The following is an 11,357-nucleotide window of genomic DNA, read 5'->3' as shown; positions in this document are numbered from 1 at the left end:
CCCCCCCCCCCCCCCCCCCCCCCCCCCCCCCCCCCCCCCCCCCGCCCCCCCCGGGGGGGCCCCCCCCCGCGCCGGGTGAGTCGATCACGCCCGCGTTCACTCAGCCGTTTGCCGGTCCGGCCGCGGTGAGTAGTGCGCGGGTGTGATCCCGCAGTCGCCGGGCCGCCCCGCGGTCGAATGCCGCACTGCCGGTGTCGACGGCGTTGTCCTGCATATACGCCGATAGCGGCACCGCCGGTGGGTTGTCCAGATGGCGCATGATGCGGGCGGTCGCGGCTTCGGCCGGTTGACCCCGCCGGCGCATATCGTCGACGAGGGCCCGGTCGGCGGCGGAGTAATCGCCGGTGAAACCGGTGGCGGTGAGTCCGGGATGTAACAGTAGGTAGCGGATAGTGCTGTGCGGATGGTCGTCGGTGAACGCGACGGCGAGCAGGTCGCTCAGTTTGCCGCACTGATGCATTACCGCGTCGGGATCGTAGGATTCCGTGAATTGCAGGTCGTTCCACCGGATTCGGGAGAGGTCGCCCCCCGGGCCGGACAGGTCCAGGATCACCGGAGTTTCCGCCCGGCCCAGACTCTCGGCCAATCCGTAGGTCAGCAGGTGGCGGCTCAGATAGAACAGCGCGAAGGAGGCTTCGAAGCCTTCCGGTGTCACGCTCCGGGTCGACCGGTAGAAGCGGGCACCGAGAACGAGTGTGTCGACGACAGGGTAGGCGGCTCGCAATCGTTCTAGTACGCGGTGGTTCTCGGTAACGAGGCCGAGGTCGGCGCGCAGGAATTCGATGCGATCGGCGGCGTCGAGCTGGGCGGCCGCGTCGATGATCGTGCGTGCCTTGTCCGCGCTCCGCCCGATGATCACCACCTGTTCGCCGCGTTCGAGGTGCGTGAGGGCGAGGGATCGGCCTATGCCGTCCGTTCCGCCGGTGATTACCACGGTCTTCATGCAAGCTCCCATTCGGTGCTGCCGACTCTACCGAGCCGACTCGGTTTCTAGACTCTTGAGTCTAGAACGGTAGAGGAAGGTTGCACCAGTGGGTCTGGAAAGCAATCCGATCGGGTCTAGTATTGGCGCGTGACTTCCGCCGGAATTCCCGCGCGCCCACGTGGCCGCGTCGACAAACAGCAGGCGATCCTCGCCGCGGCATTCTCCGTTTTCGCGCGCACCGGATACGCGCAAACCCGGATGGATCAGATCGCCGCCGAGGCGGGAGTCGCCAAAGCGACCGTGTACAGCCACTTCGGTGATAAGGAACAAGTGTTCCGGCATGCGGTGCGGGCGCTGTCGGAAGCAGCGCGGCAGGCGAATCTGGCTGTCGTCGAGCGTATTGCCGAGCCTGGTGCGGATATCGCGGCGACTCTCCGCGCCGCCGGGGGTGATCTGGTCCGGTGCTATTGCAGTCCCGAATCGCGCGCGCTGCGGCGCCTGGTGTGCGCCGAGGCCGGGCAATTTCCGGAACTCACCGAAATCGTCGACGAGGTGTCCGGCCAGGTTCTGCGCGCGCTGGCCGACCGATTCGCCCGGCTCGCGCTGGCCGGTGTGCTACGGCTCGACGATCCGGACCTGGCGGCTGCGCAGTGGGCCGGGTTGCTCACCGGCGCGCTTCCGGCGCGGTACCAGTTCGGCATCGAACCGCTGCCCGACAGCGAAGTGGACACTGTCGCCGTAGCGGCGGCGACAACGTTCTTGGCAGCTTTTGGGGACTGAGCGACCCGGTCGGCTGCCGGCAGGTCACAACGCCCGGTACGGCTGCTCGGCGGAGATTCGGCGTGTACCACGGTCCCGGCGCTGGATGATGGGCTCGACGGGCGACGGGGCCGAGTGGGCTTTCGTGCCGGCCCCGCAGGCAGGGCGTGCCCGGGCCTACTTGTGCGGCACCCCGGTGACGAGCCCACCGTCCACGACGAATTCGCTGCCGGTGGCATAGGAGGATTCGTCGCCGGCCAGGAACAGGATGAACGTGGCGACCTCGGCCGATTCCGCCGGGCGGCCGAGCGGGATCGTCACCAGATCGTCGGGGATGCCCTCGGTCATCGGGGTGCGGATCAGGCCGGGGTGTACCGAGTTGACCCGGATATTGTGCGGGGCCAGTTCGAGTGCCGCCGATTTGGCGAGGCCGCGTACGCCCCATTTCGACGCCACGTAACCATGTGCGAAGGGCGCACCGCGCAGACCTTCGATGGAGGAAACGTTGATGATCGAGCCGCCGCCCGCGGCGATCATCGGTTCGACGGCGGCACGCATCCCGAGGAAGGTGCCGACCAGGTTCACGTCGAGAACGGCGCGGAACTTCTCCAGTGACAACTTCTGCAGCGGCGCTCCGTTGACGATGCCCGCATTGTTCACGAGCACGTCCAGCTTGCCGAATTCGGCGGTGGCGGTGGCGACGGCGGTATCCCACTGGCCGGGTTCGGTGACGTCGAGCGGGACGTAGCGGGCGGCGGGGCCGATTTCGTCGGCCAGGGCCTTGCCCTCCTCGTGCAGAACGTCCCCGATGACCACCTGTGCGCCCTCGGCCACCAGCAGCTTCGCATGAGCGGCGCCCATACCCCGTGCGCCCCCGCTGATCAGGGCGACTTTGCCGTCTACACGTCCCATGCCGGTGACGCTACCATGAAACTGGAACCCATTCCAGACACTGTTCCGGTAAAGTGCTCAGGGCTGGAATACCGCGGTGGAACCGTATTTTCGCCGTCTCGCCGCTCGTAGGTAGGAGAATCCATGGCCCTTCGCGTCGTCCTCGTCGGCACCGGAAATGCCGGTCGGATCGCCCTGACCCAACTCATCACCGACCCACGGTTCGAACTTGTCGGTGTGGGGGTGTCGACGCCGGAGAAGGTCGGCCGGGATGCCGGAGAGCTGGCCGGTCTGGACGTCGTCACCGGGGTCACGGCCGTCGCCGATATCGGCGACTTGCTGGCCACCCGCCCGGACTGCGCGGTGTACTGCGCGATGGGCGATACCCGGCTGGTGGAGGCGATGGGCGATATCGCGCGGATCCTGTCGGCCGGTGTGAACGTGGTCGGGACGGCGCCGGGCCTGCTCATGTACCCGTGGGGAACACTGCCGGACAAACTGTTCGCGGCCGTCGAGTCGGCGGCCACTGCCGGGGGCGCCAGCGTTTTCGTCAACGGCGTCGACCCCGGGTTCGTCAACGATCTGGTTCCCTTCGCGCTGGCCTCCACCTGTCAGCGGGTGGAACAGGTGCGCTGCCTCGAGATCGCGGACTACGCCACCTACGACGGGTCCACCGTCATGTTCGATGTGATGGGATTCGGCAAACCCCTCGACGAGACCCCCATGCTGCTGCAACCCGGCGTACTCGGTATCGCCTGGGGCGCGGGGATGCGGGCGCTGGCCGCCGGGCTCGGCGTCCGGATCGACGAGATCACCGAAACCTATGAACGCGAACCCGCACCCGAGAACTTCCGGATCGCGGTGGGGGAGGTGCCCGCGGGAAGCCAGGCGGCGCTGCGGTTCGAGATCACCGGCTGGGTCGGCGGGCAGCCCGCCATCGTCGTCGAACACATCACCCGCCTGCGCGACGATCTGCGACCCGACTGGGCGCGACCCGCACAAGCAGGAGGTTCGTACCGGGTGGAGATCACCGGGGAGCCCTCCTACGCCGTCGATATCAGTCCGTCGAGCCGCCGGGGCGATCACAACTACGCCGCGATCCTGGCCGGAGTGGGCCGGGTGGTCAACGCCATACCTTCCGTCGTGGCGGCCGAACCGGGTATCCGGACCACCGGTGACCTGCCGATGTACACCGGGCCCGGGCTCACCGCGCCCGAGTGACGGGGTACGCCCGGCCGGCGGATTCGGCGGCGATCCACCGCCGCGCCTAAGCTCGGATACCGGGGCGAGCCGGTGGCTCGTCGCCGACACCAGGAAGGTTGCGCTGAATGTATGAGCCCGACAGGTCCGGCCCGCGTGAGCCGAACCTGACCGAACTGCGGGAGCGTGCCGCGCACGGTGATTCCGACGCCGTCGCACAGTTGCTCGATATCGGGGACGAACGCACCGATGCCGTCGACCTGAGCGAATACGATATCGATGTGGAAGAGCTCGGGGTGGACACCGCCGCCGAGGACGCCGGCACCGACCGGTAGCCCGGTGGACCGGCCCGCCTGCGGGCCGGTCCGCTTGTAGGGTGGGGGCCCATGGGAAGCGCTCCGGCCGTCGTACCGCAGCGACCCCCTGCCTCGGATATCTCTTCCGTGCGATTCGGCCGGATACCGGCAGATATGCGGCGGTGGATATCGTCGCCCGGAAACATGGTGCTCAGTGCGGCCTTCTGCCTGATTGCGCTTCAGCTCATCGTCCGTGGCGGGGTCCTCGCGAACAGCTACTTCTACTGGGACGATCTCATCCTCACCGGCCGGGCCGGTAGCTATTCGCTGTGGTCGGCCGAACTTCTGCTACACGACCACGACGGCCATTTCATGCCTCTGGCCTTCGCCGTCTCGTGGCTGGTGACCGCCGTTGCCCCGCTGAACTGGTCGGCCGCCGCGGCGGTATCGCTGCTGCTGCAGGTGGCCGCCGCGGGCGCGGTACTGCGGCTGCTGCTGGTACTGCTCGGCCGGCGCCCGGCGCTGCTGATCCCGCTGGCCTTCTATCTGTTCGGCCCGCTCACCCTGCCCGCGTTCGCCTGGTGGTCGGCCGCGCTCAATGCCCTGCCGTTGCAGTTCGCGCTTGCCTGGGTCGCCGCGGATGCGGTCCTGCTGGACCGAACGGGGCACCGCCGGTACGCGATCTCCGGGGTGGTGGTGGCGGCGGTAGCGCTGCTGTTCTTCGAAAAAGCGGTCGTCGTGCCGTTCGTCGCCTTCGCGGTGGTGGTCCTGCGCCGGTATGTCGACGGCCGGGGGTTCGCCTTCCGTACGGTCCTGCGGCGGGGTGGGGCCCTGTGGGCCGGGTCCGCGACCGTCCTGCTGATCTGGGGCCTGGTCTATTTCGCGGTGGCAGGGTTGCCGGCCGGTGACGCCGGATCCGCCGATATGGCCCAGACGCTGCCCCGGGCTGCCTGGACCGGGGCGGTGACCGCCCTGCTCGGCGGGCCCTGGGGCTGGGAACGCTGGATACCGTCCGCGCCCTGGGCGGTGGCGCCCGACTGGGCGATCTGGGTGGCAGGGGGCCTACTGGCGGTGGCGGTGCTCGCGACGATCCGGGCCCGGCCGGTGGTCTGGCCGGTCTGGGTGGCGGCGGTGGTGTACCTCCCCGCGATGCAGATTCCGGTCGTGCTCATGCGCGCCGGACCCAATACCGTCGACGAACTCATGATGTCGCTGCGCTACCTGGCCGACGCCGCGGTGGTGCTCACGATCGCCGGCGCACTGCTGCTGCGCGCCTTCGCCCGCCGGCCGCGCCGGGCCGTCACGGCGAACGAGGACCGGCGCAGCGCCCGGTGGCGCGGGCCGATCCCCGCGACGGCGGCGGTCGTCGTCTTCGTGGCGAGCAGTCTGTGGTCGACGTACACGTTCACCCGGAGCTGGTCGGAGGGGCCGACGGAAAACTATGTGACCACCGCGAAATCGGAGTTCGCGCACTGGGACGGGATACCGCTGCTGGAGCAGGAGGTCCCCTGGAACGTGCTGAACCCGACCGCCTACCCGCAGAACGAGGCGAGCCGGGTGTTGTCGCCGATCGCCCCGCCCGGCGCCTTCGCCGACGCCACCGAACATCTGCGCATGATCACCGACACCGGCGAATTCGCCGACGCACGGGTCTGGTGGAACCGCGCCGTCGTCCCCGGCCCGGTACCCGGTTGCGGTCACCGCGTCGATGATCACGTGCCCGTCCGGGTCCCGCTGGACGGCCCCATGATCGCCCACGAATGGACCGCCCAGCTCAACTACTTCGCCGACCGGGACGCGACGATCACGGTGGGTTTCGAAACCGGGAAGAAGGTCGAAGTCCCGGTTCGGGCGGGAATGCACACCGTCTACGTACGCATCGTCGGACAGGGGTCGGCGCTGCTGGTGCAGAGCCGGACCCCGGGCCTGGCGCTGTGCCTCGGTACCGGACCGGTCGGGGTGGCGTCCTACACATGATGTTCCCAGCCGCGGCAATACCCGGGCGAGGGCGCTACAGGGACGGCGTGCCACGGTGGTGGGTGGCGTCCGGGCACCCGCGGCGGGCCGGACGGCGCCACCGGCCGGGGTGCGATCGCCGACGTACTCGGACCGGTTCCCGGCGGCCCGCCGGGACGAACGCTGAACCGGGACGAACGCTGAAGGGGAACCGATGACCGAGGACGGCGGTCACGGTGCCGGCGGCGCGACCGTCGATTCGGTCGCCGGCCAGCTGGCCAGCCGGCTCGGCGCGGTGGGGGAATCCGCCGGTGAGGTGATGCGCCGCGATGTCCGTACCGCCGCCGGTGGTGCGGAGTCGATCGCGCTCTTGATACAGGCCGATACCGACGGTGCCGATCGGCTCGCGGCGCAGCCCCCCGAGTTACCGGGGCGTACCGCAGGTGACGCCGATACCGGCCCGGCGCCGGGGGCTTCCGCAGGGCCGCACCGAAATCCATCGGACCGGCTTCCGGCCGGAGACGATATGTCCGGGCCGCCGAGACCGGCCGGGCCGGACGTTTCGGCCGGCACGACGCAGGCCGGAACCCCGGACGCTCGGCCGTCGCCGGGGGACGCCGGTGCGCAGGAGCGGGAGCCCGCGACGCTCGGGCCGAGGCCGGCTGTGGTTCCGGGCTCCGAACGGGCAGGCACGACGCCGACCGGGCCGATGGGCACCGAATCCGCCCCGGGACCTGAGACCCCCGGGGCGGCTGCTGCGGCGGCAGACCCGGCGCGGCAGCCCGGTATCGCGCCGGCGGACCGCGGCGAAGGCCCGCCGTCCGCCGCGCCGAGCCAGACACCGTGGACCCCCGGCCACTCCGGCGGCAGCCCCGAGCCCGACCGCAACGAGGCAGCCGGGACCACCCCATGGAACCCCGGGGCCCACCACCCGATGCCTCATATGCCAGGTATTCCCGGCGGTCTCCCGAGTCTGCCGACACCGCAGGAAAGACCACCGCGGGGAAATCCGCCGTGGTCTCGGGGACGTGGTGGCGGGACCGCCTTCCCGCGGACCCGGCCGGAGGGGCACGTGCCGGGCCGAGTGGACTGACCGATCCGGGCCGTCCGGTCCGGCCGGGCGGCCCGGTCGCTCAGGGCCGGCCCGGAAAAGCAGTGGTGGCCGGATCCGCACCGCGGACGGATCGCCAGACCGCGAGCCGGCCCGCGCTCTCGGTGAGCGCCTCGATCCCGATCCGGCGGGTGATATCGGTGTCGGCCTGCTCCACGACCGCGCGCCAGGCCACCGCGGTATCGGTTTCGACGACGATCGCCAGCTGCGCCGCGGTATCCGGATCGGTTACCGCGAGCGGCATCGTGTAGGCCGCCTCGGGGGGCGGTACAGTGCCCCGCCGGCCCGACAGGATATCGACCGTTGCGTCCCTGCGGGCGCGGTGCGCGGCGGTGTACTGCGCGACCGTCCGCTGCTGGTCGGCGCCCGCGTGGGTCGCGATCATTCCGTAAGCGTAGACCGCGGCGTATTCGGCGCCGAGCGCATCGGCCAGCGCCTGCTGTTCGGTACCGCTCATCCCAGCAGAACCCCCACCTGTACAGCGCATGCGGCGCTGATCGACGCCAGCAGTCCCGCGCGGTACCCGGACTGGGTGACCGCCAGGTCGGCGGCCGCGCGCTGGGAGGCGCCGAGCTGGTCGCGCAACGCCTCGATACTCGGCGGTGTGGCGGGTGCCGGTGTGGTCGACGGAGCCGGAGTCTGCACGGCCGGTGTGGTGCCATCGCCGTACACGCCGACGGCCCGGTCGATCTCGGTGCGCAGGGCATCGGCATGTGCGGTGCGTTCGTTCGCGATGGTGGTCAGCGCGGCCGAGCGCGCGGGGTCGATCGCGATGGCGGCGGTCGCGGCGGCCGCATCGGTGCGGGCCGAGAACTCCTGGGCCGCCAGGACATCCGGTTCGGTGATCGGGTCCTCGGCGCACGAAACGAGCGCGGGCACGATCAGCAGACCGGCCGTGGCGCCACCGGCGACGCGCAGCGCGGTCCGGCGACTGAAACGGCGGGATACGCTGAAGCCTCCGGTTTTCGCAGGTCCGCGAGGAAACCCGGCCGCGGGCCGGTCGGTCACACGCTCGGTCACCGGACCATCGTGCCAGATTCGTGCCGGGCCTCCGAATGGGCTCATCCGCCCGCCTTCCGGTCGTGCGCGGGCGCTCGGCTGCCCGGCGGGGCCGGCCGGGCGGGACCGAGGGCTGTGCGCCGTGGTGCGTGGCCGCCCGGCAGTGCTCGGCGGCGACGGCCGCCGTCGTGATCCGGCCGCGGGCCCGCCGCGCCCGGGGGCGCGCGGAATGTCGTGCCGGTCGAGCAGCGCCGGCGCGTGGACATACAGATCTTCGCCTTCGTGCCGGTCGTGTGGCTGCGGTCGGGCGCTCCGCGCCGGGTGTGGTCCTGCCTGCGCTGCACACGTCCCGCGGCTGCGGGCAGCTGTCCGGCGGCGGACTTACCGCCGACCGCTGGTCCTTTACCTTCTCGCGGCGCGTTACGCTAGGTCACCGGCACAGAACTTTCCGTCCGCGTAACAACTGAACCAGGAGCTGCCCATATGCCGATGCCGACCGAGGAAGGGGTGAGCCGGCTCGTCGCCGGACTCGTCGCCGGTCGAGGATTCGACCTCGAGGGAGTCGAGGTTTCCACCGCGGCGGGACAGACCCGGGTGCGGGTGATCGTGGACAGCGACGACACCGCGGATCTGGACAGTATTGCCGAACTCAGTTCCGAGGTCTCGGCGCGGCTGGACGAAGCGGACGACGAATTCGGTGCGGCCCGGTACCTGCTCGAGGTGACCACTCCGGGCGTGGACCGCCCGCTCACCGCCGACCGGCACTGGCGCCGGGCACGGGGCCGCAAGGTCCGGGTCCGGCTGCGGCCGGGGGTGACCCCACCGGAGCCCGGCCTGCCGACGACGTTCGAGGCCAGAGCCGGTGCCCTCGAGGGTGACCGCATCGCGCTGGTGCTGGGGGGTAAACGCGCACCGCGGCTGGTCACCGCTGCACTGGGGGATATCGAACGCGCTGTGGTGGAGGTCGAGTTCGCCCCGCCCAGCGCACGTGAACTGGAACTGACCGGAGGCGTCGCCTCCGGTCGCCCACCCGCGGGAGCGGACGCCGCGGAGCACACCGCCACCACCGTCGACGCGTCCGATTCGACCGAAGGGACCATGGAATGAATATCGAAATCGAAGCCCTGCGCGCCATCGTCGCGGATAAGGGGATCTCGATCGAAGCCGTGATCTCCGCAATCGAATCCGCGTTGCTGACCGCCTACAAGCACACCGAGGGGCATCAGCCCAACGCCCGGGTCGAGATCGATCAGCGCACCGGGCTGGTCCGGGTGCTGGCCACCGAACTCGACGCCGAGGGGCAGGTGATCTCCGAATGGGACGACACCCCCGAGGGTTTCGGCCGCATCGCCGCCACCACCGCCCGGCAGGTCGTCCTGCAGCGGTTACGCGATGCGGAGAACGAGAAATCCTTCGGCGAATTCTCCACCCACGAGGGCGATATCGTCGGCGGTGTGGTGCAGCGCGATGCGCGCGCCAACGCCCGCGGCACCGTGGTGGTGCGGATCGGCAGCGAACTGCACGGCACCGAGGGGCTGATTCCGTCGGCCGAGCAGGTGCCGGGGGAGACCTACGACCACGGCGACCGGATCAAGTGCTATGTGGTCGGCGTGTCCCGGGGTCCCCGCGGTCCGCAGATCACCCTCTCGCGGACCCATCCCAATCTGGTGCGGCGGCTGTTCGCGCTCGAGGTGCCCGAGATCGCGGACGGGTCGGTGGAGATCGTGGCGGTCGCCCGCGAGGCCGGGCACCGGTCCAAGATCGCGGTCCGGTCCACGGTGGCCGGAGTGAATGCCAAGGGTGCCTGTATCGGCCCGATGGGGCAGCGGGTGCGCAATGTGATGAGCGAACTGGCCGGCGAGAAGATCGACATCATCGACTACGCCGACGATCCGGCGACCTTCGTGGGCAACGCGTTGTCGCCGTCGAAGGTGGTTTCGGTCACAGTTGTCGATCCCGATGCCCGCGCGGCGCGGGTGATCGTGCCCGATTTCCAGCTGTCGCTGGCCATCGGCAAAGAGGGCCAGAACGCGCGGCTCGCCGCCCGGCTCACCGGGTGGCGTATCGATATCCGCAGTGATGCCGCACCGGATTCCGGTGGTTCGGTGCGGACGGAGGCGCAGCGCCGTTGACCAGTACCCCGCGCCCGGCGCGCCCCGCGCCCGCAGGTTCACCGGACCGGCGGGCAAGCCGTGCCGACCTGCCCGCGGCGCCGTCGCCGGGGGCGGGGTTGGAGACTGCCGACCGGTCAGCGGTAGAGTGGTGTCAGGTTCGGTCCGAGTCTTCGGTTCCCGCCCACGAACGTGGTGAATCCGCGGCGCCCCGGCGCCCGGACTATCCGGTACGTACGTGCGTCGGATGCCGGAAACGCGAACCGGCTGCCGAACTGCTGCGGATCGTGGCGCGTGGGCTCGGCACCGGCAACGGTGCAGAGGCCGTCGTGATCGTTCCCGACCCGCAGCGCAGACTTCCCGGACGGGGTGCCTGGCTGCACCCCTTTTCGTCTTGTCTGCGCACTGCGGTCCGGCGCCGAGCGATCGGCAGAGCACTACGAGTGTCCGGAAATCTGGATATCTCAGCCCTGGAGCAACACCTCGAGAACAGGCACGAGCACTCATGAGCACACCGTGAAGTACCAACGATGAACGTCCATCGGAGTTAACCCGAGGTCGTGCGGGGCCCCGCCAGCAGGCGGGCGGCGCTGCTCGACCTCTCAGTGAGGAGAGCAGTGGCAGGCAAGGCCCGCGTGCACGAGTTGGCAAAAGAACTCGGTGTCACGAGTAAAGAACTACTCGCGAAGCTCAAGGAGCAAGGCGAGTTCGTGAAGTCGGCATCGTCGACGGTGGAGGCACCCGTCGCGCGCCGGCTGCGCGAATCGTTCGCGGCGAAATCCGCGCCGGCGAAATCCGACAGGCCGAACGGGACCAAACCGTCGTCGGCCCGTCCCGGTCCCGCGACCGGCGCCAAACCCGCGGCCCGCCTGCCCCCGGTGGTTCCCCCCCCACTGGCACCCCCGGGCCCCCCCCCCCCCCCCCCGCGGCCCCCCGACCCGGCCGACCGGCCGTACTTGGTGGAGTGTCGCGGCGAGCAATGCGTCGGTTTTGGCGACGCTGCGATTGTGCAGGGCCACGGTGTATCCGTGCTTGGCGAAGTTACGGGCGATATTGCTGCCCATCACCGCCAGGCCGGTGACCCCGATCTGGGCACGCGCTGTGGAGGA

11 protein-coding genes and 2 pseudogenes are annotated in these 11,357 nt (G+C 70.2%); 8 read left to right on the top strand and 5 right to left on the bottom strand.

Translation table 11 applies throughout. From position 1 onward, the window contains the following. Positions 1-100: 100 nt before the first annotated feature. The gene (locus tag QH196_RS00270) at positions 101-943 is read right to left on the bottom strand and encodes an SDR family NAD(P)-dependent oxidoreductase (protein ID WP_280413721.1); all 843 of its coding nucleotides are present in this window, start codon (positions 941-943) and stop codon (positions 101-103) included. A gap of 129 nt (positions 944-1,072) precedes the next feature. Between QH196_RS00270 and QH196_RS00265 the strand changes: the two genes are divergently transcribed. Further along, complete coding sequence (locus QH196_RS00265; protein ID WP_280413720.1) at positions 1,073-1,705, top strand: TetR/AcrR family transcriptional regulator; 633 nt, start codon at positions 1,073-1,075, stop codon at positions 1,703-1,705. Between the two features lie 156 nt (positions 1,706-1,861). On the opposite strand, the gene QH196_RS00260 is transcribed toward QH196_RS00265, so the two are convergent. Beyond that, positions 1,862-2,596 carry a glucose 1-dehydrogenase gene (locus QH196_RS00260; protein WP_280413719.1) on the bottom strand — a complete coding sequence of 245 codons (735 nt, stop codon included), beginning with the start codon at positions 2,594-2,596 and terminating at the stop codon, positions 1,862-1,864. Positions 2,597-2,719: 123 nt separating this feature from the next. On the opposite strand from QH196_RS00260, the gene QH196_RS00255 reads away from it, so the two are divergent. From QH196_RS00255 to QH196_RS00245, 3 genes are all read left to right on the top strand, one after another. Next, entirely contained in the window at positions 2,720-3,796 is a 1,077-nt protein-coding gene (locus QH196_RS00255) for an NAD(P)H-dependent amine dehydrogenase family protein (RefSeq protein WP_280413718.1), read from the top strand. Positions 3,797-3,903: 107 nt separating this feature from the next. Then, a complete protein-coding gene (locus QH196_RS00250) occupies positions 3,904-4,110 on the top strand; it encodes a hypothetical protein (RefSeq protein WP_280413717.1) in 207 nt (68 codons plus the stop codon). A 51-nt stretch (positions 4,111-4,161) separates the two neighbouring features. Continuing rightward, positions 4,162-6,048 (top strand): hypothetical protein, encoded by a 1,887-nt coding sequence (locus tag QH196_RS00245; protein ID WP_280413716.1) that lies wholly within the window; start codon positions 4,162-4,164, stop codon positions 6,046-6,048. A 1,112-nt stretch (positions 6,049-7,160) separates the two neighbouring features. On the opposite strand, the gene QH196_RS00240 is transcribed toward QH196_RS00245, so the two are convergent. Next, the gene (locus tag QH196_RS00240; protein WP_280413715.1) at positions 7,161-7,595 is read right to left on the bottom strand and encodes a ferritin-like domain-containing protein; all 435 of its coding nucleotides are present in this window, start codon (positions 7,593-7,595) and stop codon (positions 7,161-7,163) included. Continuing rightward, entirely contained in the window at positions 7,592-8,026 is a 435-nt protein-coding gene (locus QH196_RS00235; protein WP_432279400.1) for a hypothetical protein, read from the bottom strand. The genes QH196_RS00240 and QH196_RS00235 overlap by 4 nt, the downstream gene beginning before the upstream one ends. A 594-nt stretch (positions 8,027-8,620) precedes the next feature. Between QH196_RS00235 and rimP the strand changes: the two genes are divergently transcribed. From rimP to QH196_RS32425, 4 genes and pseudogenes are all read left to right on the top strand, one after another. Beyond that, a complete protein-coding gene (gene rimP, locus QH196_RS00230; protein ID WP_280413713.1) occupies positions 8,621-9,244 on the top strand; it encodes a ribosome maturation factor RimP in 624 nt (207 codons plus the stop codon). Then, complete coding sequence (gene nusA, locus QH196_RS00225) at positions 9,241-10,269, top strand: transcription termination factor NusA (protein WP_280413712.1); 1,029 nt, start codon at positions 9,241-9,243, stop codon at positions 10,267-10,269. The genes rimP and nusA overlap by 4 nt, the downstream gene beginning before the upstream one ends. Positions 10,270-10,535: 266 nt before the next feature. Next, positions 10,536-10,757, top strand: a complete 222-nt coding sequence (locus QH196_RS00220) for a YlxR family protein (RefSeq protein ID WP_231507916.1) — start codon at positions 10,536-10,538, stop codon at positions 10,755-10,757. Positions 10,758-10,865: 108 nt separating this feature from the next. After that, positions 10,866-11,201: pseudogene (locus tag QH196_RS32425) on the top strand (translation initiation factor IF-2 N-terminal domain-containing protein); the annotation flags it as partial. Positions 11,202-11,222: 21 nt separating this feature from the next. Here QH196_RS32425 and QH196_RS00210 read toward each other — a convergent pair. Further along, positions 11,223-11,357 (bottom strand): annotated as a pseudogene (locus QH196_RS00210) (NAD(P)-binding domain-containing protein); the annotation flags it as partial.

It is taken from the genome of Nocardia carnea, from assembly GCF_029868325.1.
GTDB lineage: Bacteria > Actinomycetota > Actinomycetes > Mycobacteriales > Mycobacteriaceae > Nocardia > Nocardia carnea_C.
The sequence above is the reverse complement of the archived record's forward strand: the minus strand, read 5'-3'. Positions and strand labels throughout refer to the sequence as shown.